Below are 24761 nucleotides of genomic sequence, written 5' to 3' on the forward strand. Positions count from 1 at the left end.
CGTCCTCAGTTCCAGCGCTGGTTGGGGCCGCCGGCGCAGGACCACACGATGACGGGCTGGCCCGGCCGGGCATTGCCGCCTTCGATGTCCAGGCACTTGTTGGCAAAGCGGCTGCGGATCTGTCCACGGCTCCAGTCCCATTTCTGGTTGGGCTGGTTGCGGCATTGCCAGGCAATCACGCGCGCGCCATTGCGCGTGCTTCCGTCGGCGACGTCCAGGCACAGGTCGCCCACGCGCATCTCGCCATCACGCGTCAGCGTGAAACGCTGGTTTTCACCGCCGCTGCAGTGATACACGATGAGGCCGTTGCCCGGGCGCAGGCCGCCCGACACATCCAGGCACAGGCCGTTCTGGCCCCGCACCTCCCGTCCTCCCCACGACGGGTAGCCGGGCTGCTGGCCCGGGTAGCCCGGATAGTGGTCATCGTTCCATTGCTCGTCGCGTTCACGTTCGCGGTCCTTGTCGCGCTTGTTCGCCAAAATGGCGGCGCCGGCAATGGCTGCCACGGCGGCACCGGCGATCCATGCGCCCGTGTTGTCGCTTCCGCCTTCCTGGCCCTGCGCGCCCTGGGGCAGGCCGGTCAGGATGCGGAAACGCCCGCCGCAGCCACCCTTGACCCACATCTCCCGGCGGCCCAGGTCATAGCCCCAGTTTTGGTTGTAGCTGCAGTTGCCCGCCAAGGTCTCGACCAGTTGGACCTGCTGCGCGTCGTCGGGCAGGCTGTAGGTCTGGTAGCGGCCATTGGACATGAGCTGCACCGTCTCTTCGCCTGCATGCGCAGGCAAAACCGGCAGGATGAAGCTGCTGGCCAGCAGGACGGAAATGCATTTATTGATTTGCATGGGATTTCTCGGGCTGCGTTGATCTGAGGGGCGGCTACGCGCAGCAACCGGCCTTTTCTTTCAGGCCAAGAATGCAGCCACCGCCTCTTTCCAGGCTGCGGAGTTTAGCCAAGCAATTTGTAGGATTGCGCCAGATTCTGGCAAGGCTGGCTCAAATCATTGCCTGTTGAATCCCGCCACCCCCGCCCGAAACTCCCCACTCCCATACACCGCCGACACCAGATCCTCATCATCCAGCCGCTGCTCCACGACGATGCGCCTCAGGCTTTCCTTGACTGCTGACTGGGTGGTTGCCGACAAGGCCATGAGCTGCTCGGCCAGCGCCTGTGCCTGGGCTTGCAATTGATCTGCCGGCACCACCGTATGCACGAAACCGCAGGCCTCGGCCTGCTCGGCTGACAGGTAGTCCGCCAGCAGCAGCATGCGCTTGACGCGCGGCACGCCCAAGCTGGCCACCAGGCGAGCGATGTTGCGTGACGACAGCGTGTTGGACAGCGTCTTGGCAATCGGCGCGCCGAAGCGCGAGCCGGTGCTGCAGATGCGAAAGTCGCATGCCGTGGCCAGGGCCAGGCCGCCGCCGACGGCCCAGCCGTCGATGACGGCGATGGTGGGCACGGCGATGCGCTCCACGGCGTCGATCACGCGCTCCACGAAGGCTTCATAGGCAATGCCTTGCTGGCCGTCATGGAAGTCCTTGAAGTAGGCGATGTCAGTGCCCGAGATGAAGGATTTGCCGCCCGCGCCGCGCAGCATCACGCAGCGGATGGCCGGGTCGGCCTGGCAGCGCTCCAGGGCCGTGAGCAAGGCCTCGTACATGGGCATGCTCATGGCGTTGTGGCGTTCGGGGCGGTCGATGAGGATCTCGGCCGCGCCCCCGGCGTGAACGGTCAGTGCCACGGATTCATGCAGGGCGGTGCTCATGCGGCGGCCTTCAGTGCCTGGAGTTCGGCCATGATTTCCGCGTTGTGCTCGCCCAGCAGCGGCGGATGGCGGCGCACCTGCTGGGGCGTGCCGAGCATCTTGACGGGAAAGCCGATGTTCTTGACCTTGCCCTCGATGGGGTGGTCGATCTCCATGCACATGCCGCGGTGCCGGCCATGCTCGCCCTCGAAGGCTTGCGGATAGGTGAGCAGCGGGCCGGCGGGAATTCCGGCCTCCAGCATGCGGTCCACCCAGTCGGCGCTGTCGTGGTGGGCCAATTCCGCTTCCAGCTCGCCTATCAGTGCCTCGCGGTGCTTCAGGCGCAGCGCCACGGTGGCGTAGTCGGGGTGCTCGAGCAGATCGGGGCGCTCGATCAGCGCGCACAGCCTGGCCCAGAGTTTCTGGTTGGTGGCGCCCATGACGAAGTAGCCGTCGCGCGCCTTCACGGCCTGGTAGGGGGCGCTCATCTTGTTGCTGGTGCCCAGCGGCGCGGGCGGCACGCCGGTGCCCCAGTATTCGGACATGTCCCAGATCGAGAAAGCCATGGCCGAGTCGAACAGCGAGGCGTCTATGTGCTGGCCCTGCCCTGTCTTCTGCGCGCCGATGTAGGCGGCCAGCAGTCCGTAGGTGGCGAACAGTGCGCAACCGATGTCGGCCACGGGCACGCCGGCCTTGACGGGTTTCTCTCCCTTGTAGCCGGTGACGCTCATCACGCCCGACATGGCCTGGGCCATGAGGTCGAACCCCGGCCGCTGGGCCCAGGGCCCGCTTTGGCCGAAGCCCGAGATGCTGACATAGACGATGCGCGGATTGATGCGGCGAATGCTTTCGTAGTCGATCTTCAGGCGCTGGACAACGCCGGGGCGGTAGTTCTCGACGATGACATCAGCTGTCGTGGCCAATTGGTAGAAGGCCTCACGCCCCTCCTCGCTCTTGAGGTCCAGCGTCAGCGACCGCTTGTTGCGGTTCATGTTCAGAAAGCCCATGCTGTCCGGGCCCTTCATCTTGAAGCCCATGGCGCCGCGCGTCTGGTCGCCGGTGCCCGGAGGCTCGACCTTGATGACATCGGCGCCCAGGTCGGCCAGCAGCATGCAGGCAAAGGGCCCGGCCATGACCTGGCTGACGTCAAGCACGCGTATGCCTTGCAGGGGCAGTTGTTGCGGGTTGGATTGGGGATTGCTCATGCCGGGTCCTCAGCTTTCTTCGGTCACTTTTGCGGCGCGCACCACGTCGCCCCACTTCTTGTATTCGGCAGCCATGAAGGCCGCGAACTTGTCCACGGAGCCGCCGCCGTCCTCCACGCCGTATCCGTCGAAGCGGCTGACCACGTCGGGCATGGCCAGCACGCGGTTGATGTCGGCATTGATGCGCTGGGCCAGTTCCCTGGACATGTCGCGCGGGCCGACGACGCCGTACCAGCTCGATGCGTCAAAGCCCTTGAAGCCCTGCTCGTCCATGGTGGGCATGGCCGGGAATCCCTTGGCACGGTTCACGCGGGTCTGGGCGATGCCGTGCATTTTTCCGGCGCGCACCTGGGCGGTGGCGGCCGTCATGGTGTCGAAGCTGAAGTCGATCTGGCCGCCGATGAGGTCGGTCTGCATGGGGCCGGAGCCCTTGTAGGGCACGTGGATGCTCTTGACGCCGGCCGCCATGTTGAACATTTCGGCCGCCAGGTGCTGTACCGAGCCCGTGCCCGACGAGCCGAAGCTGATCTTGCCGGGGCTTTTGCGGCACAGCTCCACCACCTCCTGCACCGAGCCATGGCTGTTCCTGCTGCTGGTCACCAGGATGTGGGGCGTGGCGCCGATGAGGGCGATGGGCGCGTAGTCCTTGAGCGGGTCATAGGTGATGGACCTGAAGATCTGCGGCGAGATGGCATGGGTGTTCACATGGGCCATCAGCAGGTTGATGCCTTCGGTGAAGCGCGTCCTGGCGAAGTACTCGGCCGCCAGCGAGCCGGTGGCGCCGGGCTTGTTCTCCACGACCACGGGCCGGCCCCAGACCTCGGACAATTTCTGGCCCACGATGCGCGCGAACACATCGGTGCCGCCACCGGGCGCCCAGCCCACCAGGATCTTGACGGGGCCCTTGGGCAGGTCGGAGCCCGGGGGCGAGGCCCCTGCCCAGGGAGCGGCCAGCGCGGCGGCGCCGGCCGCGATGAAGTCGCGGCGTCTCATGTCTGTCTCCTGCACATCGTTGTTGTGCAGCCACTGTCGCCGCGCGCCGGATTCGCCGCAAGCCTGTGGAACGCATGTCTGGTTTCGCCATATGCGAAACCGTGACGCTCTCAGTTCGCCTCGGAGGCGGGATGCAGCAGCGCCGCCACCACGTTGTGCAACGCCTGTTGCTGGGCCTGCCCTTCGATGAAGGACAGCACATAGCTGCGCTCGTGCCAGTCGCCTTCCAGCGCGGCACAGCCCAGCTCCGGCCCGGGGTGGAAGCTGCACAGCACGCCTGGCGGCATCAGGCCCACGCCCAGGCCTTCGCGCACCAGGGCCAGCATGGTGTCGAAGCCACTGACCGTGAAATCATTGCGGAACACCCTGCCCCGGCTGTGATGGGCACGGCGCAGGGCATTCAGGATGGCCGAGCCCCGGCCCAGGCTGACGATGCGGCACTCCAGCAGCCGGTCCAGCTCCACGGGCTGGTCGCCGAAGCTGAAATGCCTGCGGCTGTAGACCAGCACCAGGCTGTCGCGCCGGTAGTCGGCGCGCGGCAGGTCCACGAATCCGCTGGTTTTCTCGAAGATGCCGATGTCGATGACCTTGTCGCGCAGCAGTTGCTGGACGATGCGGCTGTTTTCTTCCATCACCTGCAGCGTGATGTGGGGATAGCGGCGCTGGGTGGCCGCGATGTCGGCGGCCAGGAACTGCAGGAGGGCCGACTTGGGCGCGCCGATGATGATGCGGCCGTCACGGCCGCGGCCCAGGGCCTGGGCATCGCCCTCCAGGCGATCGACCAGGTTGCCGATCTGCCGGATATGGGCCAGCAACTTGAGGCCGGGCTCGGTGGCCTGCACGCCATGGGGCTGTCGCTTGAACAGGCGCGTGCCGAGCTGGGCCTCCAGATCACTGAGCCGCCGCGAGGCCGCCGCCACCGCCAGCTGCAGCCGGTCGGCAGCGCGCGAGATGCTGCCCTCCTCGGCAATGGCCAGCACGAGCTGCACGGTGGTGGAGTCGATCTTCATCATGGCGGCGGCCCTCTCGTCTGGCTGGAGGGCGACGATTGTGCCGCAGCGCCCCGCTGCGCCCCACCGGCCCTTTCGTCAGGCTTTGCGCAGAGCCTTGGCCTGGCGGGCCAGCGCCGTGATGCGGCTCCAGTCGCCCTGCTCCAGCGCATCCGTGGGCACCAGCCAGGAGCCGCCCACGCAGACCACATTCTTCAGGGCCAGGAACTCCTGGGCATTGGCTGGCGACACGCCGCCCGTGGGGCAAAAGCGCACATCGCCGAACGGACCCTGCCAGGCCTTGAGCATGGCCGTGCCGCCCGCCTGCACGGCTGGGAAGAATTTCAGCTCGTTGAAGCCGTCGGCCTGGGCGGCCATGATCTCGCCGCTGGTAGCCACGCCGGGCAGCAGCGGCAACTGCAGGTCCTGGCAGGCCTGGCCCAGTGCGCTGGTGTAGCCGGGGCTCACGGCAAAGCGCGCGCCGGCATGGGCACAGGCGCGCGCATCGGCTGCGCTGCGCACGGTGCCGGCGCCGACGATGGCCTCGGGCACGGCGCGCGCAATGGCCTCGATGCTGGCCAGGCCCTGGGGCGTGCGCAGCGTGACTTCCAGCACGCGGATGCCGCCCGCGACCAGGGCCTGGGCCATGGGAACGGCATGCGCGAGGTCGTTGAGAACGATGACCGGGATGACCGGCGCGTCCTGCATGAGCTCCAAGGCCGTCAGTCGTTGATCCATGTGCAAGCTCCCTCTTCTGCGCTGAGCGCGTGGCGCCGGAATCCGGCAAACAGTTCGCGGCCGAAACCCCGGCCATTGGCTTGGCGCAGCGCCCGGGGCATGGTGGCCACCAGGCGTTGCTGCCATTCGGATTCATCAACCAGCACGGCCAGGGTGCCGGCCACGGCGTCCAGGCGCACCAGGTCGCCATCGCGCAGGCGCGCCAGCGGCCCGCCCACGCAGGCCTCGGGCGAGACGTGGATGGCGGCAGGCACCTTGCCCGAGGCGCCGCTCATGCGGCCGTCCGTGACCAGGGCCACCTTGTAGCCCTTGCCCTGCAGCACGGCCAGGGGCGGAGTAAGCTTGTGCAGCTCGGGCATGCCATTGGCGCGCGGCCCCTGCCAGCGCACTACGCAGATGACATCGCGGTCCAGTTCGCCGGCCTTGAAGGCCTGCTGCAGCGCTTCCTGAGAGTCGAAGACGCGTGCGGGCGCCTCGACCACATGGCGGTCCTCGGGCACGGCGCTGACCTTGATCACGCTGCGCCCCAGGTTGCCGGACAGCAGCTTGAGCCCACCCGTGGCGCTGAAGGGCGCATCGGCCGGGCGCAGCACGGACAGGTCGCCGGAGACTTCGGCCGCATGCCAGGCCAACTGGCCGTTGTCCACGGCCGGAATGCGCGCGAACTCCTGCAGGCCATCGGGCCGCACGGTGAGCACATCGCCATGCATGAGGCCGGCCTTGAGCAACTGGCCGATCACATAGCCCGGACCGCCTGCGGCCTGGAACTGGTTCACGTCGGCGCTGCCATTGGGATAGACGCGGGCCAGCAGCGGCACCACGCCCGAGAGCTCGGAAAAATCGTTCCAGTCGATGGTGATGCCCGCAGCGCGCGCCACCGCCACCCAGTGGATCAGGTGGTTGGTGGAGCCGCCCGTGGCCAGCAGGGCCACCATGGCGTTGACGATGCAGCGCTCGTCCACCACGCGGCCGATGGGGGCGAAGCGCTTGTTCCTGGTGATGGCCAGCACGCTGCGCATGGCCTCGCGCGTGAGCAGTTCGCGCTCGCCGTCGGCCGGGTTGATGAAGGCCGTGCCCGGCACGTGCAGGCCCATGGCCTCCAGCAGCATCTGGTTGCTGTTGGCCGTGCCGTAGAAGGTGCAGGTGCCTTCGCCATGGTAGGCAGCCGATTCGGCGGCCAGCAGCTCCTTGCGGCCGACCAGGCCCTGCGCGGCCTGTTCGCGCACCTTGGCCTTGTCGCCGTTGGACAGGCCCGAGGTCATGGGTCCGGCCGGCACGAAGACCGTGGGCAGGTGCCCGAAATGCAGGGCGCCGATCAAGAGGCCCGGCACGATCTTGTCGCAGATGCCCAGCATCAGCGCAGCGTCGAATACGTCGTGCGAGAGCGCGATGGCCGTGCCCATGGCAATGGCATCCCGGCTGAACAGGCTCAGCTCCATGCCGGGCGCGCCCTGGGTCACGCCGTCGCACATGGCGGGTACGCCGCCGGCGACCTGCGCCGTGGCGCCCAGCCTGCGTGCCTCGTCCTTGAGGATGTCGGGATAGCGGGCCAGCGGTGCGTGGGCCGACAGCACGTCGTTGTATGCGGTGACGATGGCGACGTTGGGCGCCTTCTCCTCCACGATGCGTATCCTGTCGCCGCCTGGAATGCCCGCAAAGGCATGCGCCACGTTGGCACAGCCCATGGACTGCGCGCCGGGCGGGCGCGCGGCCATGGCGTCCACCTGTTCCAGGTAGGCGGCACGTGATTCGGCACTGCGCTCGCGGATGCGGCGCGTGACCTGGTCGACGATGGGGTGGATGGTGCTCATGGGGTGTCCTGCGGATGCGCTGATGCGCGTTTTCTCTGTGTCGCGTTGTCTTTTTGGTGGATGTCGGCCGGGGCATCCCTCCCAGGTGCGTCCGGCCCTGAATCGAAGCTTACTTCACTGCGCGCGCCTGCTTGACGGCGGCCTGTACCTCATCCCAGGTACCCTGGCCCACGGTCTTGGCAATGCCGGCATTGACCGTGGCGAGCTTGTCGCGCATGCGTCCCACCTCGGCGGCGGGCAGCTCGTTGACCTGCATGCCCTTGGTCTTGATATCGGCCAGGGCCTTGGCCGCTTCCTCGCGCGTGTCCTTGCGCTCGAACTCGCGGCTCTTGACGGCGGCGTCCTGCAGCACCTTCTTCTCGGCCGGTGTCAGCGTGTCCCACCACTTCTTGCTGACGGTGACGATCCAGGGGCTGTAGACGTGGTTGGAGATGGTCAGGTACTTTTGCACCTCGTAGAACTTGCTGGACAGCACGGTGTTGAACGGGTTTTCCTGGCCATCGACGGCGCGGGTTTCCAGCGCGGTGAACAGTTCGGAGAACGGCAGCGGCACGGCGTTGGCGCCCAGGGCCTTGAAGCTGTCGAGGAAGACGTTGTTCTGCATCACGCGCAGCTTCACGTCGGCCAGGTCTTCCAGCTTGGCGATGGGGCGCTTGTTGTTGGTGAGGTTGCGGAAACCGTTCTCCCAGTAGACCAGGCCCACCATGCCCTTGGGCTCCAGCGTGGCCTTGACCTTCTCGCCCACGGGGCCGTCGAGCACGGCGTCGGCCTCCTTGGTGCTGCTGAACAGGAACGGCGTGTCCCAGACCGCCATCTCGGGCGACAGGCCGACCAGGGTGGCGGTGGAGCCGACCATCATCTCCTGGGCACCGCCGATCAGCGCCTGCTGCATCTGCGTGTCCGATCCCAGCGAGGCATTGCCGATGGCGCGCACCTTCATCTTGCCGCCCGTGGCCTTTTCGACCTCCTTGGCAAAGAAGCGCGCCGCGCGGCCCTGGTTGGAGTCATCGACCAGGCCGTAGCCGAAGCGCACGATGCGCGGCTTGAAGTCCTGGGCCATGGCCTGGCCCGTGGCGGCCAGCGTGGTGATGGCGGCCATCAGGCCGGCGAGTGCAAAGGGAATACGCATGTTCATCTCCTTGGGTTGTAGTGGGGGGTCAGTGCATCCAGCGCAGAGGGGCCAGGATGATTTGCGGAAAAATCACGAAAAGCACGGCAAGCAGCACATAGACCATCAGGAACGGGTTCGTGCCCTTGATCACGGTCTCCATGCGCAGCCGGCCCACGCCAGCAATCACGTTCTGCACCGTTCCCACGGGCGGCGTGATCAGGCCGATGCAGCCCACGTAGATGAACATGAAGCCGAAGTAGATGGGGTCGATGCCCGCCTTGACGGCCAGCGGCGCGCACACGGGGCCGAAGATCAGGATGGTCGGCGTCAGGTCCATGGCCGTGCCCACCACCAGCAGGAACAGCATCATCGTGGCCATGAACAGCATGGGGTTGCCCAGCAGGCCGGAGAAGCTGTCGGCCAGCATGTTGGGCAGGTCGGCCAGGGTGATCATGTAGGCCGTCACCGTGGCGGCGCCACACAGCAGCATGACCACGGCCGTGGTCTTGGCGGCGGCCAGGAACACGGCGTACAGACGGCTCCATGTCATCTCGCGGTAGATCACCATGGACACGAACAGCGCGTAGACGGCTGCGACCACGGCCGCCTCGGTGGGCGTGAACACGCCGCCCTTGAGGCCGCCCAGGATGATGACCGGCATCATCATCGCCCAGAAGCTCTTGGCCAGTGCCTTCAGACGCGGGCCCCAGGCCATGCGTTCGCCGCGCGACAGGTCGAACTTGCGGGCGATGGACCACCAGGCAAAGATCAGGAAGACGCCCATGATCAGGCCCGGCACCACGCCCGACAGGAACAGCTTGCTGATCGAGGTGTTGGTCGTCACGCCGTAGATCACGAAGGGCATGGACGGCGGAATGATGGGCGCAATGATGCCGCCCGAGGCCAGCAGGCCCGCGCTGTAGCTGTCGGGGTACTTTTGCTCGCGCATCATGGGCAGCAAGATGGTGGCCAGGGCGGCGGTATCTGCAATGGCCGAGCCGCTCATCGAGGCCAGCAGCACGGCGGCGCCAATGGCCACGTAGCCCAGGCCGCCACGGATATGGCCCACATAGGCGCGCGCCAGGTCGATGATGCGGCGCGACAGGCCACCCGCGTTCATCAGCTCACCCGCCAGGATGAAGAAGGGCACGGCCAGCAGCGGGAAGTTGTCGAAGCCGGCCTGCAGGTTCTGCGCAAGCAGCTGCGAGTCGAAGAAGTCCAGATGCCACATCAGCGCCACGCCGGTCAACACCAGCGCCTGGGCAATGGGCATGCCGATCACCATGCCGCCGATCAGCACGGCCAGAAAGATCAGGGTCACAACCATGGTGCCTGCTCCTTACTCGACCGAAGTCTCGCCATGGTTTTCTGCCGGCGCGCCGCGGCGCAGGTCGCGCAGCGACACCAACAGCAGGCCCACGGCCAGCACCAGGGTGGCCGCAGCGCCCAGGGCCAGCGGGTAGCCCAGCACCGTGCTGTAGCTGTTCAGCCCGGCCTGCACCTGGGCCCATGAGCCCCACAGCAGCAGGCCCATGCAGACCAGGACCAGCGCCTGCGACACCCAGAACAACACCTTGCGCGCGCCAGGGCCCACGCGGGATGTCACAAGGTCGAAGCCCAGGTGGCTGCCCTCGAAAGCGGCCACGATGGCCCCAATGGCCACCAGCCAGACGAAGAGCAGGCGCGAGATTTCCTCATAGGAAACGATGCTGGTATGAAACACATAGCGCAGCACCACGTTGACGAACACGGCAATGACCATGCCGGCCAGGGCCAGCACCATCAGCACCTCGGCAAAGTGCTGCAGGCGCGGCTTGGGCCGGACTGCGGGGGAATCGGATTGCATGGTTTTTGTCTCCTGGCGTTATGGGTTCTGGGAGAGAGGGGCGGCCTGCGGCGCCGGATGGACCAGCCAGTCCTGTGCGCGGTGCACGATGTCGGCCAGCGGCAGCGTGGCGTCCACGGACAGCACGGCGCGCTCGCCTGCCGGGCTTTCCAGCGTGGCGAACTGGTTGGCCACCAGCTCGGGCGAGAAGAAGTGGCCGGCGCGCTCCTGCACGCGCTGCAGCGCCGTGCCGTAGTCCAGGTCCAGAAAAACGAAGCCCACGGCGCCGGCCGGGCCGGCGGCACGCAGGCGGTCACGGTACTTGCGCTTGAGGGCCGAGCAGGTCAGCACCACGCCCTGCCCCGGCATGGCCTGGGCCAGCAGCCGTGCCAGCCGGTCCAGCCAGCCGCTGCGGTCGTCGTCGGTCAGGGGGATGCCCGCCTGCATCTTGCGGATGCTTTCCTCGGCATGGTGGGCATCGCCCTCGTGCAGGGTCCAGCCCAGGGCATCGGCCAGGGCCTGCCCCACGCTCGACTTGCCGCAGCCGGAAACGCCCATGACGACCAGCGCCCGTGGGCGGCTGCCTGCGGCGGTGGCGTCGGTTGTTGTTGGGATAGCGCTATCCATGTTCTTGCAAAAATTGGCAGACCAGGGTCTGCCTTGGATTTCGGTGTGCTTCAGAGGCTTTCGTCCGGGTTTACACGCAGGACTGCGGGCCTTCGAATGATTGGGATAGCGCTATCATAATCTCCAACCCTCTCGCCACCGACCTAGGACATTCCCTTGGCCCGCCAGATTCCGCCTGCATCTCCAGAATCGTCCTGCGCCGATCCTTCCGACCCGGCCCTGCCCGCCACGGGCCGCGCCCGCTCCTCGCGGGCCAGCGGGCGCATCACGCTCAGCGATGTGGCACAGGCGGCCGGCGTCAGCCCCATGACGGTCTCACGCGCCCTGCGCGGCGAGCGGCGCGTGGACCCGGCCCTGGTCGAGAAAATCCGCGCCGCCGCCGCGCGCATGGGCTACGTGCCCGACCCTGCCGCGCGCGCTTTGGCCTCCCAGAAAAGTGCCCAGGTGCTGGTGCTGGTGCCCATGCTGTCCAACACCTTGTTCGTGGACCTGATCGAGTCTGTGCACAAGGTGCTGTTCGCCGCCGGCTACCACGCGCTGATCGGCGTGACCCACTATGACCGGGCCGAAGAGGAGCAACTGCTGCGCACCTACCTGCCCATGCGCCCTGCCGGCCTGCTGCTCACCGGCTTTGACCGCAGCCCCGCTGCGCGCGAACTCGTGCAGGCCAGCAAGGTGCCCTGCGTGCACCTGATGGAGCTGGGCGGCGAGCCGGGCACGCCCAGCGTGGGGTTTTCGCAGGCCGAAGCCGGAGCCGCCATCACGCGGCATCTGATGGAGCGCGGGCACACGCGCATTGCCTTTTGCGCAGGCCAGCTCGATGCCCGCGTGATGCAGCGCGCCTCTGGCTACCGCCAGGCCCTGCAGGATGCGGGCCTGCACGACCCGGCCCTGGAACTGCTGTGGCCCCGCCCCACTTCGATGGCGCTGGGCGCCGAGCTGCTGGACGCCGCCCTGCGGCTGGCTCCATCCGTCGATGCCCTCTTCTTCTGCAACGATGACATCGCCCAGGGCGCCCTGCTCGAAGCCCTGCGCCGCGGCATCCGCGTGCCGCAGCAGATCGCCATCGCCGGCTTCAACGACCTGCCCGGCAGCGACCAGATGGTGCCGCCACTGACCACCATCCGCACGCCGCGCGGCCATATCGGAACCGAAGGCGCGCGCATGCTGCTGCAATTGATGCGCGGCGAGGCCTTGCCATTGCACAGCCTGGATCTGGGATATGAGCTGGTGGTGCGGCAAAGCAGTTGAAGCGACAGTGGAAATGAAAAGGCCGGGTCTGCTGCCCGGCCTTTTCTCTGGTCGACGCCTGCTGCGCAGGAATCACGCGGATATCACTCGAATTCCAGGATCACATCATCCACGGCCAGCGAGTCGCCCTTGCCGGCGCTGATCTTGCTGACCACACCGTCCTGCGACGCGAACAGGATGTTTTCCATCTTCATGGCCTCGATCACGGCCAGCTTTTCGCCGGCCTGCACCTTCTGGCCCGGCTGCACGGCCACGTCCACCAGCAGGCCCGGCATGGGCGACAGCAGGAACCTGGACAGGTCCGGCGGTGCCTTGTAGGGCATGAGCCGGTGCAGTTCGCCGCCGCGCGGCGACAGCACCAGGGCGTCGATCTGCGTGCCGTTGTGGATGACGCGCAGGGCCAGCGGGTTCCTGGCCGTGCCGCGCTCGACCTGCGCCGTGAAAGGCTTGCCGTTGCAGCTGCCCTGCACGCACATGGCGCGCATCGGCGTCTCGCTGCGGAAGGTGTAGGGCTTGCCGTCCACGGTGACGGTGCTGGCGCGGCTTTCCGCGTCGAAGTCGGAAACCTGCACCTCGCGGTACTGGTGCTTGCCATCGGCCCCCAGCACGACCACGCAGTAGTCGGCCGAGACCTTGAGCTCATGGCCGCGCATCTGGCCGCTGATGGTGGCGGCGCGCGCGCGGTAGCGGCGGTTCATGTGGCCTGCCAGGGCGACCAGGAAGTCGGGGTCGCCGTGCGGCACATCCTCGGCGTGGAAGCCGTGGGCGTAGTGCTCGGCGATGAATCCGGTGTTGAACTCGCCGCTCTTGAACTTGGGATGGGCCAGCAGCGCGGCCTGGAACGGGATGTTGGAGCTGATGCCCCGGATCACGAAGGCGTTGAGCGCCTCGCGCATCTTGGCGATGGCGTCGTTGCGGTCGCTGCCGTGCACGATGAGCTTGGCGATCATCGAGTCGTAGAACATCGGGATTTCGCCGCCTTCATACACGCCCGTATCCACGCGCACGCCATGCAGGTGGCCGGTGTCGGCCTGCCACATGGTCTGCTCGGGCGGCGAAAAGCGCACCAGGCGGCCGGTGGACGGCAGGAAGTTGCGGAACGGGTCCTCGGCGTTGATGCGGCACTCGATGGCCCAGCCATCGCGCTTGACGTCTTCCTGCGCGATGGCCAGCTTCTCGCCAGCGGCCACGCGGATCATCTGCTCGACCAGATCCAGGCCGGTGATGCACTCGGTCACCGGATGCTCCACCTGCAGGCGGGTGTTCATTTCCAGGAAGTAGAAATCCTGGTCCTTGCCCACCACGAACTCCACCGTGCCCGCGCTCTGGTAGCCCACGGCCTTGGCCAGGGCCACGGCCTGCTCTCCCATGGCGCGGCGCGTGGCGTCGCTGATGAAGGGGGACGGCGCCTCTTCGATCACCTTCTGGTGCCGGCGCTGGATGGAGCATTCGCGCTCGTTCAGGTAGATCACGTTGCCGTGGCCGTCGCCCAGCACCTGGATCTCGATGTGGCGCGGCTCCTGCACGAACTTCTCGATGAAGATGCGGTCGTCGCCGAAGCTGTTGCGTGCCTCGTTCTGGCAGCTGGCAAAGCCCTCGAAGGTTTCCTTGTCGTTGTAGGCCACGCGCAGGCCCTTGCCGCCACCGCCGGCGCTGGCCTTGATCATCACGGGGTAGCCAATGCCCTTGGCGATTTCCACGGCGGCCTCGGGGCCGGCGATGGGATCGTTGTAGCCGGGGATGGTGCTCACGCCCGCCTTGTCGGCCAGCTTCTTGGAGGCGATCTTGTCGCCCATGGCCGCGATGGCCGCGTGCTTGGGGCCGATGAAGGCGATGCCCTCTTCCTCCACGCGCCGGGCGAAGGCCTCGTTCTCGGACAGGAAGCCATAGCCCGGGTGCACGGCCTGCGCGCCGGTCTGCTTGCAGGCGGCAATGATGCGGTCGGCCTGCAGGTAGGACTCGCGGCTGGGAGCGGCGCCGATGTGCACGGCCTCGTCGGCCAGCTTGACGTGGCGTGCCTCGCGGTCCGCATCGGAGTACACCGCCACGGTCTGTATGCCCATCTTGCGGGCGGTGGCGATGACGCGGCAGGCAATCTCGCCGCGGTTGGCAATCAGGATCTTCTTGAACATCTTCTTAGCCCATTCTTGGAACTAAATCATGGGAACCGGAGCTGTCGTCAGCTTCGCTGTCCCTGTTTTGCGCTTCGCCAGCACTGTCAGTAACCGGCGCGACCAACGCGAGGGACACCGAGGAAGGGCCGCCCCGCACCGAGGGTGTCGTCCCCCTCCCTCGCGAAGCGAGTTAGAGAGGGGGAAGCGGCGGAGCCGCTCAGGGGGTGCTTCACAAGGGGATGTTTCCATGCTTGCGCCACGGATTTTCCAGCTGCTTGTTCTTGAGCATCTGCAGCGAGCGGCAGATGCGCTTGCGCGTCTCGTGCGGCTGGATCACGTCGTCGATGAAGCCGCGCGCGCCCGCCACGAAGGGGTTGGCGAAGCGGGCCTTGTACTCGGCCTCGCGCGCGGCCAGCTTGGCGGGGTCGTTCTTGTCCTCGCGGAAGATGATCTCCACGGCGCCCTTGGCGCCCATCACGGCGATCTCGGCATGGGGCCAGGCCAGGTTGACGTCGCCGCGCAGGTGCTTGGAGGCCATCACGTCATAGGCGCCGCCGTAGGCCTTGCGCGTGATGACGGTGATCTTGGGCACCGTGGCCTCGGCATAGGCGTACAGCAGCTTGGCGCCGTGCTTGATGATGCCGCCGTACTCCTGGCTGGTGCCGGGCATGAAGCCGGGCACGTCCACGAAGGTGACCACGGGGATGTTGAAGGCATCGCAGAAACGCACGAAGCGCGCGGCCTTGATGGAGCTCTTGATGTCCAGGCAGCCGGCCAGCACCAGAGGCTGGTTGGCGACGATGCCCACGGTCTGCCCGTCCATGCGTGCAAAGCCCGTGAGGATGTTCTTGGCGTAGTCGGGCTGCAACTCGAAGAAGTCGCCGTCGTCCACGGTCTTGAGGATCAGCTCCTTCATGTCGTAGGGCTTGTTGGCGTTGTCGGGCACCAGGGTGTCCAGCGACTTGTCGGCGCGGTCCACGGGGTCCGAGGTGTAGCGCACGGGCGCCTTCTCGCGGTTGTTCAGCGGCAGGTAGTTGTAGAGGCGGCGCAGCATCATCAGCGCCTCCACGTCGTTGTCGAAGGCCATGTCGGCCACGCCGCTGCGCGTGGTGTGGGTGATGGCGCCGCCCAGCTCCTCGGCCGTGACCTCCTCGTGCGTCACGGTCTTCACCACTTCGGGGCCGGTGACGAACATGTAGCTGCTGTCCTTGACCATGAAGATGAAGTCGGTCATGGCCGGCGAATACACGGCGCCGCCCGCGCAGGGGCCCATGATCATGGAGATCTGCGGCACCACGCCGCTGGCCAGCACGTTCTTCTGGAACACGTCGGCATAGCCGCCCAGCGAGGCCACGCCTTCCTGGATGCGGGCGCCGCCCGAGTCGTTGAGGCCGATCACGGGGGCGCCGACCTTCATGGCCTGGTCCATGACCTTGCAGATCTTCTCGGCATGGGTCTCGGACAGCGCACCGCCGAAGACGGTGAAGTCCTGGCTGAAGACGAAGACCAGGCGGCCGTTGATCATGCCGTAGCCGGTGACCACGCCGTCGCCGGGGATCTTGCTGTCTTCCATGCCGAAGTCGGTGCAGCGGTGCTCGACGAACATGTCCCATTCCTCGAAGGTGCCGTCGTCCAGCAGCAGCTCGATGCGCTCGCGCGCCGTGAGCTTGCCCTTCTTGTGCTGTGCATCTATGCGCTTTTGGCCGCCACCCAGGCGGGCCTGTTCGCGCTTTGTCTCCAGTTGATCCAGGATGTCTTGCATGCTGCGATTCCTCTAACGTCTAACGGTAAGGTTTGTCTGGTCTTGTCTTGTCGGCCGTCACTGCGGCGCCGCCACGGGGCCGGCCTGCGCCTGCAGCAGATTTCTGGCGGCCGTGCTGGCCGCGATGCGCCCTGCTGCCACGTCGGCCTGCAGCTGGGGCAGCAGCGCCCGCACCTGCGGATGCTGCCGGAAGGCCTGCTTGAGGCCGGAGTCGATACGCTCCCACATCCAGGACAGCGCCTGGCGTTCGCGGCGCAGCGCCAGGCGCCCGTTGGCCTGCTGCAGGCGGTGGAATTCCTCCACCGCACCCCAGAAACCTTCAACGCCCTCCTTCTTGAGCGCGCTGATGGTGATGACCTGGGGCTGCCAAAGGCGCTCGTCGTGGTGGGCATGCTCGGGGTTGCCGTGCATGCCCAGCAGGCGCAGGCTGGAGGTGATCTGGGCCTGGGCGCGCGTGGCGGCATGCGGGTCGATGTCGGCCTTGTTGATGACCACCAGGTCGGCCAGCTCCATCACGCCCTTCTTGATGGCCTGCAGGTCGTCGCCCGCATTGGGCAGTTGCAGCAGGCAGAACATGTCGCACATGCCCTGCACGGCGATCTCGCTCTGGCCCACGCCCACGGTTTCGACGATGACCACATCGTAGCCAGCCGCCTCGCAGACCAGCATGGCCTCGCGGGTTTTCTCGGCCACGCCGCCCAGTGTGCCGCTGCTGGGGCTGGGGCGGATGTAGGCATCCGGATGAACGGACAACTGCTCCATGCGCGTCTTGTCGCCCAGGATGGAGCCGCCCGACACGGTGGACGATGGGTCGATGGCCAGCACCGCCACCCGTAGGCCGCGCCCAATCAGGAACAGGCCCAGCGTCTCGATGAAGGTGCTCTTGCCCACGCCCGGCACGCCGCTGATGCCCAGGCGGAAAGACCCGCCCGTATGCGGCAGCAGGGCCGTGAGCAGCCCATCGGCCGCAGCGCGGTGATCCGTGCGCGTGGATTCCAAAAGGGTGATGGCCTTGGCCATCGCCCGGCGCTGAACGGCAGGGTTGCCGTTCAGGATGCCGTCTTGCATTTGCTCGGGAGTCACTGCGACGGGCTCAGAGGCTGTTGGCCTGGCGGATCTGCTCGAGCACGTCCTTGGCGCTGGCCGGGATGGGTGTGCCCGGGCCATAGACGCCCTTGACGCCGGCGTTGTAGAGGAAGTCGTAGTCCTGCGCGGGAATCACGCCGCCCACGAAGACGATGATGTCGTCCGCGCCCTGGCGGCGCAGCTCCTCGATGATGGCCGGCACCAGGGTCTTGTGGCCTGCCGCCAGCGTGGACACGCCCACGGCGTGCACGTCGTTCTCGATGGCCTGGCGCGCGCATTCCTCGGGCGTCTGGAACAGCGGGCCCATGTCCACGTCGAAGCCCAGGTCGGCAAAGGCCGTGGCCACCACCTTGGCGCCGCGGTCATGGCCGTCCTGGCCGAGCTTGGCGATCATCACGCGCGGGCGGCGGCCCAATTGCTCGGACGATGCGTCGATTTCGCCCTTGAGCTTTTCCCAGCCCTCGGCCGAGTCGTAGGCTGCTGCATACACGCCGGTCACCTTTTGCGTATCGGCGCGGTGGCGCCCGAAAACCTTCTCCAGCGCATCCGAGACCTCGCCCACCGTGGCGCGCAGGCGCACGGCCTGGATGGACAGGTCCAGCAGGTTGCCCTCGCCGCTTTCGGCGGCCTGGGTCAGGGCCTGAAGGGCGGCCTCGACCTTGGCGGCATCGCGGCTGGCCTTGATCTGGTTCAGGCGCGCGATCTGGCTGTCGCGCACCTTGACGTTGTCCACCTCGAGGATGTCGATGGCGTCTTCCTTGGCCAGCTTGTACTTGTTGACGCCGACGATGACGTCCTTGCCCGAGTCGATGCGCGCCTGCTTCTCGGCGGCGGCCGCCTCGATCTTGAGCTTGGCCCAGCCCGAGTCCACGGCGGCCGTCATGCCGCCCATGGCCTCGACCTCCTCGATGATCTTCCAGGCGGCGTCGGCCATGTCCTGGGTCAGCTTTTCCATCATGTAGCTGCCGGCCCAGGGGTCGATCACATTGGTGATGTGGGTCTCTTCCTGGATGATCAGCTGCGTGTTGCGCGCAATGCGGGCCGAGAACTCGGTGGGCAGCGCGATGGCTTCGTCAAAGCTGTTGGTGTGCAGGCTCTGCGTGCCGCCGAAGACGGCGGCCATGGCCTCGATGGTGGTGCGAACCACGTTGTTGTAGGGGTCCTGCTCGGTCAGCGACCAGCCGGAGGTCTGGCAGTGCGTGCGCAGCATCAGGCTCTTGGCCTTCTTGGCGCCGAAGCCCTTCATGATGCGGCACCACAGCAGGCGGGCCGCGCGCATCTTGGCGATTTCCAGGTAGAAATTCATGCCGATGGCCCAGAAGAAGGACAGCCGGCCGGCGAAATCGTCCACATCCATGCCCTTGGCCGTGGCGGTCTTGACGTACTCCTTGCCGTCGGCCAGCGTGAAGGCCAGTTCCAGCGCCTGGTTGGCGCCCGCCTCCTGCATGTGATAGCCCGAGATCGAGATCGAGTTGAACTTGGGCATGTTCTTGCTCGTGTACTCGATGATGTCGCCGATGATGCGCATCGACGGCTGGGGCGGGTAGATATAGGTGTTGCGGACCATGAACTCCTTGAGGATGTCGTTCTGTATGGTCCCCGACAGCTGGTCCTGGGCCACGCCCTGCTCCTCGGCCGCCACCACGTAGCCGGCCAGCACGGGCAGCACGGCGCCGTTCATGGTCATGGACACGCTGATCTTGTCCAGCGGGATCTGGTCGAACAGCACCTTCATGTCCTCGACCGAATCGATGGCCACGCCGGCCTTGCCCACGTCGCCCGTCACACGCGGATGGTCGCTGTCGTAGCCCCGGTGCGTAGCCAGGTCGAAGGCCACCGACACGCCCTGCCCGCCGGCGGCCAGCGCCTTGCGGTAGAAGGCGTTGGACTCCTCGGCCGTGGAAAAGCCCGCGTACTGGCGAATGGTCCAGGGCCGGCCCGCGTACATGGTGGCCTGCGGGCCGCGGATGTAGGGCTCGAAGCCTGGCAGGCTATCCGTATGGGGCAGGTTGGCCGTGTCTGCCGCCGTGTACAGCGGCTTGACGTCGATGCCGTCGGGCGTGGTCCAGTGCAGGGCCTGGATGTCGCCCCCGGGAGCGGCCTTGGCGGCCGCCTGGGCCCATTTCTGCAGGTCGGCAGTTGCGAATTCCTGGCCGTTCTGCGCTGTCGGATGGTCTTGTCTCATGTTCTCAGGCTCGTGAATGACAGGGGCCCTTGAGGGCATGCCCCAGAGCTGCCGCAGTTTACATCATTCATAATTATTCATTCAAAATATCTTTGCCGATACAATCCGGGCCACATGTCGACAAACACCCTCACTCCCCGCGCGCTCTACGAACAGGTGGCAGAGAAGCTGCGCCTGCGCATCTTCGAGCACGAGCTGGCGCCTGGTGACTGGATCGATGAACTGAAGATTGCCGAGGAATACGGCATCAGCCGCACCCCGCTGCGCGAGGCGCTGAAGGTGCTGGCCGCCGAAGGTCTGGTCACCATGAAGGTGCGCCGTGGCGCCTATGTGACCGAGGTGTCGTCCAAGGACATTGCCGATGTCTATCACCTGCTGAGCCTGCTGGAATCCGATGCCGTGCAGGTCGTGGCCGAATCGGGCAGCGATGAGGAACTTGCCGCCCTGCAGCAGACCCATGAGGAACTCAAGGCGCAGATGCGCAATGCAGACCGCTTCTTCGAGCTCAACGAGAGCTTTCACATGCAGCTGCTGCAGATCGCCGACAACCGCTGGCGCAACCAGCTGGTGGCCGACCTGCGCAAGGTCATGAAGCTCAACCGCCACAAGTCGCTGTTCAAGCAGGGCCGCATCGAGGATTCGCTGGCCGAGCACGAGACCGTCATGCAGGCCCTGTTGCGCCGCGATGGCGCGGCCGCCGCGCAGGCCATGCGTCAGCACTTCAGAAACGGTCTGGCTGCAGCGTCCTGAACTCGGGTTCATCTGAACCCTGGCTGGCTGGGCAACAGTGGCGACGTAGGCGGGCATGCGGCTCCTGGTTCGCTTCAGGCGCATCGCCCGAGAACGCTGCAGTGCAGCATAAACCTCGCCGCCAACTCCGCACATGTCCGAAGCTGACGCCGGGGCCTGCGGTGGCCGGCAGCTATCATCAGCGGCACCATCCACTTCGGTCCGCACCTCTTCGCATGAGCATCCAAGATCCAGCCCGCGCCCCTTCCCTGGCCATGAGCCTGCCTGCCGATGCCAGCATGGCCACGGCCGCCACCCTGGTGGAAATGCTGGCCCTGCGCGTGCAGCAGACGCCCGCAGGCGAGGCCTATCGGGCCTATGACGAGGATGCGCGCAGCTGGAAGTCCCTGAACTGGGCGCAAACTGGCGAGCGCGTGGCCCGGTGGGCGCAGGCCCTGGCCGCGCAGGAGCTGGCACCGGGCTCGCGCATTGCCATTCTTTTGCCCAACGGGCTGGATGCCATGTCCATCGACCTGGCCAGCCTGCGCTGCGGCCATGTGCCGGTGCCCCTGCATTCCATAGACAACGCAGGCAGCATTGCCTACATCCTGGCCAATGCCCAGGTGTCCATGCTGTTCGTGGCACAGCAATCCACCTGGGACAAGATCTGCGCCACGGGCCAGGCCCTGCCCGCGCTGCGCAAGGTGGTCGTGGCATCGGCCAAGCCGGCTTCCCGGGCCGCAGAGCCTGAAACCGAAGGCGATGCCGCCGTCCTGGAGGCCCTGGGGCAGATCCCCGTGCAACCGCTGGCCCAATGGCTGGCTGAGGGCGGCGCAGTCCCCCTGCCCCCGCCTCCCTCTGCCGAGGACCTGGCCGCCGTCGTCTACACCTCGGGCACCACGGGCAAGCCCAAGGGCGTGATGCTCACGCACCGCAACGTGGTCTCCAACGTACAGGCCGTGATGCAGCGGCTGCTGCCGCGCAGCGATGATGTTTTCCTGTCCTTCCTGCCGCTGTCGCACACCTTCGAGCGCACGGCAGGCTACTACCTGGCGATGGCCGTGGGCGCCTGCGTGGCCTATGCGCGCTCCGTGGCTCAGCTGGCCGAGGATCTCAAGACCCAGCGTCCCACGGTGCTGGTCTCCGTGCCGCGCATCTACGAGCGCGTGCACGCCAAGGTCATGGAGGCGCTGGCCCGTGCACCGCTCAAGGCCCAGCTGTTCGAACTGGCCCAGGCCAGGGGCTGGCAACGCTTTTGTGAAACACAAGGCATTGCCGATGCGCAGGCGCCCCAGCCCGACGTGCCGGGCTGGATGCAATGGCTGCCCTGGCCCGTGCTCAACCATCTGGTGGCCAAGCCGCTGCTGGCCCAGTTTGGCGGGCGTGTGCGCGTGGCCGTGAGCGGTGGCGCGCCGCTGTCGCCCACGATTGCGCGCTGTTTTCTCGGCCTGGGCCTGCCGCTGATCCAGGGCTACGGAATGACCGAGACCTCGCCCGTGGTCTGTGCCAACACGCTGGAGGACAACCACCCGGCCACCGTGGGCCGCGCCCTGCCGGGCGTGGAAGTGCGCATTGGCGAGAATCGGGAACTGCAGGTGCGCGGGCCCTGCGTGATGCGGGGCTACTGGCAACGCCCCGAAGACACCGCCAAGACCTTCACAGACGACGGCTGGCTGCGCACCGGCGACCAGGCCGTGATCGAGGATGGGCGCGTGCGCATCCAGGGCCGCATCAAGGAAATCATCGTCACCTCCACCGGCGAGAAGATTCCACCGGCCGACCTGGAGCTGGCCATCACCGGCGACCCGTTCTTCACCCAGGTGTTTGTCGTGGGCGAAGACCGCCCCTTCATCGCCGCCGTGGCCGTCATCGAGCGTGGTGAATGGCAGGCCATGGCCCAGCGCCTGGGCCTGGATCCCGAAGATCCCAAGAGCCTGAACCACGCCGCCGCCGAGCGTGAAGCGCTGGCCCGCATCGAGAAACAGGTGGCCAGTTTTGCCCGCTATGCGGTCCCCCGTGCCGTGCACCTGGAACTGGAGCCCTGGACCATTGAGAACGGGCTGATGACGCCCACCCTCAAGCTCAAGCGCAACAACCTCATGGCGCGGTTTGAATCGCAGATTGCCGCCATGTACACCAAGCCCGCCGAGCGCTGGCAAGGCCGCAACAGCGCGGGGTGACCCCCAGCCCTTGACAAGCCGCCGCCGGAAAACGGCGGCTTTCCTTATTTCTGATCTGAAAATTAAATTATGTAAGTTACATTGACTTGATCAAAAAGAAGGCAAGAGCGCCCTGTCCGCGCTCTTGCCTTGCCCGCTTCAGGCAGCGGCCAATGCCCTGCCGGCGGGCGCCATGCCAATCTCCTTGAACTCGCTGATCCTGAACGTGGCCACCGCCTGGGCCAGCACGCGGGCCTGTCGCTCCAGGCTGGCAGCTGCGGCGGCAGACTCTTCCACCAGGGCAGCGTTTTGCTGCGTGACCTGGTCCATCTGGGAGACCGCCTCGCTGATCTGTCCCAGGCCGCCGCTTTGCTCCACGCTGGCGGCCGAGATGGCCTCGATCAACGACGCCACTTCTCGCACCTGGGATTCGATGGCGTCCATGGCCTTGCCGGCTTCCCGGACCTGGTTGCCGCCCATTCGCACCGTCTCGGTGGAGGCCGTGATCAGCGCCTTGATTTCACGCGCCGCTGCGGCGCTGCGCTGGGCCAGGGAGCGCACTTCCCCGGCCACCACGGCAAACCCCCTGCCCTGCTCGCCCGCCCGCGCGGCCTCGACCGCTGCGTTGAGCGCCAGGATATTCGTCTGGAAGGCGATGGAATCGATGACGCCCGTGATCTCGGCAATCTTTCCGCTGCTGGCCGAGATTTCGTCCATGGTGCCCACGACCCTGGCGACAGCGCCGCCGCCCACGCCCGCCACCTCCTTGGCGCGCACGGCCAGGGCGCTGGCCTGCCGCGCATTCTCCGAACTCTGGCCCACATTGCCTGCCAGCTGCTCCATGGAGGCCGCCGTCTCCTGCAGGCTGGAGGCCTGGTGTTCGGTGCGGCTGCTCAGGTCCTGGTTGCCTGCGGCGATCTGGCTGGATGCCGTGGTCACCGACTCCACCCCGCGCCGCACATCGCCAACGATGCTGGCCAGCGATTCGCGCATGGCGCTCATGGAGCGCAGCAGGTCGCCGACTTCGTCGCGCCCCGTGACCTGGATCTCGGAAGCCAGATCGCCCTGCTCGATGTGCCGGGCCACCTCCACGGCGGACTTCAGTGGAACGGTGATGGAGCGCGTGACCACATAGCCCAGCGCCACGGCGAGGATGACAGCGGCCGCGACAAAGCCGTAGATCAGCATCTGCGACTGCGCCAGGACCTGGCGGGAGTCCGCATACACATCCTCGGATGCCTTGAGCTGCAGCTCCACCAGTTCGCCGATCTTGGCGCTGATGGGGTCTACGCTGGCATACAGCGCGCCATCGAACTCGTCCAGGCTGCCGGCCCTTTTTCCATCCAGCGTCTTGAGCCGCTGCAGCAGCCGGTCGATGCTCTGGTTGGCAGGTGCGAACAGCGCCTGCGCCTGGCTGGCCAGCACGGCCTCCTGCGAGGTCAGCTGTGTGGACGAATAGCTGCGCCAGGCCGCGTCGATCGCGGGCAGCGTGCCGGAAATGCTCGCCGCTGCCTCCTGCGCCGTGATCAGGCCGGCATTCGCCTTGTTGACCGTATCTATGACGTTGACGGCGTAGGCGTCCGCAATCTGCTTGAGCTGCTTGAGCGGAACCACGCGGTCCTGGTACATGGTCTGCGTGCCCGAGAACACATGGCCCAGCGCCCTTGCGCCGACGGCGCCCACGGCCATCAGGCAGATCAGCAGAACAAGAAAAACACCGGTAAGCCGGGTACCGATACGCACATCGCCGAGTTTTTTCATCGCAGATCCCTCTGTCCCCGTGACGCCATCGGTATAGGCCATCGCTATCGCATCCCGGCAGTCACATTGCTTGCCTTATCGGTAGCAACCGCCGGTTTCTTGAGAGTCAAAAATCAATAAGTTCCATAGCAGTTGCGACGCTCGCGGCTACCGCCCCGCAGGCAAGCCCCCTTCCCCATCCGTGTTGCAGAGCCAACCCTCTCAAAGTCCGAACAGCATTCTCATGTAAGTTACATTGAATCCCTTGAAAAACGGCCCGTGAAAACACGGGCCATCTCACTGGATCAGACGTAGACGTCGACCACGCCGCCCAGCCCGGGCGCCTTTCCGCCCTTCGATGGGGATTGCGATGGCGCCTCGGCGGCCTGCTGCTGCTCGCGCTGCTTGTCGAGCTGGGCCTGCTGCCTGGCGCGCATCAGCGCCTCGATCTGGTTTTGCACCATCATGATCTGCGTCTGCAACAGCTTGGACTTCTGTTGCTTGGCCTTGGCGTCGATGTTCTCGGAGGCCACTTCCTTGAGCGCCTGCTGCAGCTCCTTGAGCTTGCGCTGCAACGCAGCGATGTCATTGCCGCCGGAGGATGAAGCGGCTCCCGAGGCGGAAGCCGAGGTGGAGGATGAGACTTGCATGCCCCCTACATCGACCACTGGCGGGCGAACTGAAGGCCCAAAAC

At 66.4% G+C, this 24761-nt stretch carries 20 protein-coding genes; 3 read left to right on the top strand and 17 right to left on the bottom strand.

Annotation, left to right across the window (positions count from 1 at the left end):
* Window positions 1-5: 5 nt before the first annotated feature.
* From GRX31_RS17295 to GRX31_RS17345, 11 genes are all read right to left on the bottom strand, one after another.
* On the bottom strand, window positions 6-842 hold the full coding sequence (locus GRX31_RS17295; protein ID WP_047474826.1) for a lectin: 837 nt from the start codon (window positions 840-842) through the stop codon (window positions 6-8).
* Window positions 843-998: 156 nt separating this feature from the next.
* Window positions 999-1763 (bottom strand): enoyl-CoA hydratase, encoded by a 765-nt coding sequence (locus GRX31_RS17300; protein ID WP_160853911.1) that lies wholly within the window; start codon window positions 1761-1763, stop codon window positions 999-1001.
* Window positions 1760-2947: a CaiB/BaiF CoA transferase family protein gene (locus tag GRX31_RS17305; RefSeq protein WP_160853913.1), complete on the bottom strand. Its 1188-nt coding sequence runs from the start codon at window positions 2945-2947 to the stop codon at window positions 1760-1762. The genes GRX31_RS17300 and GRX31_RS17305 overlap by 4 nt, the downstream gene beginning before the upstream one ends.
* A 9-nt stretch (window positions 2948-2956) precedes the next feature.
* Complete coding sequence (locus GRX31_RS17310; RefSeq protein WP_160853915.1) at window positions 2957-3940, bottom strand: Bug family tripartite tricarboxylate transporter substrate binding protein; 984 nt, start codon at window positions 3938-3940, stop codon at window positions 2957-2959.
* Window positions 3941-4050: 110 nt separating this feature from the next.
* A complete protein-coding gene (locus GRX31_RS17315; protein ID WP_160853917.1) occupies window positions 4051-4953 on the bottom strand; it encodes a LysR family transcriptional regulator in 903 nt (300 codons plus the stop codon).
* A 75-nt stretch (window positions 4954-5028) separates the two neighbouring features.
* Window positions 5029-5667: a bifunctional 4-hydroxy-2-oxoglutarate aldolase/2-dehydro-3-deoxy-phosphogluconate aldolase gene (locus GRX31_RS17320; protein WP_016446061.1), complete on the bottom strand. Its 639-nt coding sequence runs from the start codon at window positions 5665-5667 to the stop codon at window positions 5029-5031.
* Window positions 5652-7478 carry a phosphogluconate dehydratase gene (gene edd, locus GRX31_RS17325; RefSeq protein WP_016453429.1) on the bottom strand — a complete coding sequence of 609 codons (1827 nt, stop codon included), beginning with the start codon at window positions 7476-7478 and terminating at the stop codon, window positions 5652-5654. The genes GRX31_RS17320 and edd overlap by 16 nt, the downstream gene beginning before the upstream one ends.
* A 109-nt stretch (window positions 7479-7587) precedes the next feature.
* On the bottom strand, window positions 7588-8607 hold the full coding sequence (locus GRX31_RS17330) for a TRAP transporter substrate-binding protein (RefSeq protein ID WP_016453430.1): 1020 nt from the start codon (window positions 8605-8607) through the stop codon (window positions 7588-7590).
* A 28-nt stretch (window positions 8608-8635) separates the two neighbouring features.
* Window positions 8636-9916 carry a TRAP transporter large permease gene (locus GRX31_RS17335; RefSeq protein WP_016446058.1) on the bottom strand — a complete coding sequence of 427 codons (1281 nt, stop codon included), beginning with the start codon at window positions 9914-9916 and terminating at the stop codon, window positions 8636-8638.
* Window positions 9917-9928: 12 nt separating this feature from the next.
* Complete coding sequence (locus GRX31_RS17340) at window positions 9929-10435, bottom strand: TRAP transporter small permease (protein ID WP_016446057.1); 507 nt, start codon at window positions 10433-10435, stop codon at window positions 9929-9931.
* 18 nt (window positions 10436-10453) lie between these two features.
* Window positions 10454-11041, bottom strand: a complete 588-nt coding sequence (locus GRX31_RS17345) for a gluconokinase (RefSeq protein WP_370690597.1) — start codon at window positions 11039-11041, stop codon at window positions 10454-10456.
* Window positions 11042-11197: 156 nt separating this feature from the next.
* On the opposite strand from GRX31_RS17345, the gene GRX31_RS17350 reads away from it, so the two are divergent.
* The gene (locus GRX31_RS17350) at window positions 11198-12292 is read left to right on the top strand and encodes a LacI family DNA-binding transcriptional regulator (RefSeq protein ID WP_160853919.1); all 1095 of its coding nucleotides are present in this window, start codon (window positions 11198-11200) and stop codon (window positions 12290-12292) included.
* Between the two features lie 83 nt (window positions 12293-12375).
* Here the strand turns inward: GRX31_RS17350 and GRX31_RS17355 are convergent, their stop codons facing one another.
* The 4 genes from GRX31_RS17355 to scpA all read right to left on the bottom strand — a co-directional run bounded on the left by GRX31_RS17355 (window position 12376) and on the right by scpA (window position 19439).
* Complete coding sequence (locus GRX31_RS17355; protein WP_160853921.1) at window positions 12376-14424, bottom strand: acetyl-CoA carboxylase biotin carboxylase subunit; 2049 nt, start codon at window positions 14422-14424, stop codon at window positions 12376-12378.
* A gap of 211 nt (window positions 14425-14635) precedes the next feature.
* Window positions 14636-16168 (bottom strand): acyl-CoA carboxylase subunit beta, encoded by a 1533-nt coding sequence (locus GRX31_RS17360; protein ID WP_016446053.1) that lies wholly within the window; start codon window positions 16166-16168, stop codon window positions 14636-14638.
* A gap of 57 nt (window positions 16169-16225) precedes the next feature.
* Window positions 16226-17236, bottom strand: a complete 1011-nt coding sequence (gene meaB, locus GRX31_RS17365) for a methylmalonyl Co-A mutase-associated GTPase MeaB (RefSeq protein WP_160853923.1) — start codon at window positions 17234-17236, stop codon at window positions 16226-16228.
* A gap of 25 nt (window positions 17237-17261) precedes the next feature.
* Window positions 17262-19439, bottom strand: coding sequence for a methylmalonyl-CoA mutase (gene scpA, locus GRX31_RS17370; protein ID WP_160853925.1), 2178 nt, complete (start codon window positions 19437-19439; stop codon window positions 17262-17264).
* Between the two features lie 114 nt (window positions 19440-19553).
* Here scpA and GRX31_RS17375 point away from each other — a divergent pair, with 114 nt between their 5' ends.
* Together GRX31_RS17375 and GRX31_RS17380 are read left to right on the top strand one after the other, a co-directional pair.
* A complete protein-coding gene (locus tag GRX31_RS17375) occupies window positions 19554-20189 on the top strand; it encodes a GntR family transcriptional regulator (protein ID WP_160853927.1) in 636 nt (211 codons plus the stop codon).
* Between the two features lie 215 nt (window positions 20190-20404).
* Complete coding sequence (locus tag GRX31_RS17380; RefSeq protein ID WP_160853929.1) at window positions 20405-22348, top strand: AMP-dependent synthetase/ligase; 1944 nt, start codon at window positions 20405-20407, stop codon at window positions 22346-22348.
* Between the two features lie 138 nt (window positions 22349-22486).
* On the opposite strand, the gene GRX31_RS17385 is transcribed toward GRX31_RS17380, so the two are convergent.
* Window positions 22487-24088 (bottom strand): methyl-accepting chemotaxis protein, encoded by a 1602-nt coding sequence (locus GRX31_RS17385; protein ID WP_160853931.1) that lies wholly within the window; start codon window positions 24086-24088, stop codon window positions 22487-22489.
* A 284-nt stretch (window positions 24089-24372) separates the two neighbouring features.
* Window positions 24373-24761 (bottom strand): FlxA-like family protein (locus GRX31_RS17390; RefSeq protein WP_237426716.1); only part of this gene is annotated, 389 nt, incomplete at its 5' end.

Origin of the sequence: Delftia sp. CH05 (genome assembly GCF_009827015.1) — a bacterium.
Classification (GTDB): domain Bacteria; phylum Pseudomonadota; class Gammaproteobacteria; order Burkholderiales; family Burkholderiaceae_C; genus Comamonas; species Comamonas tsuruhatensis.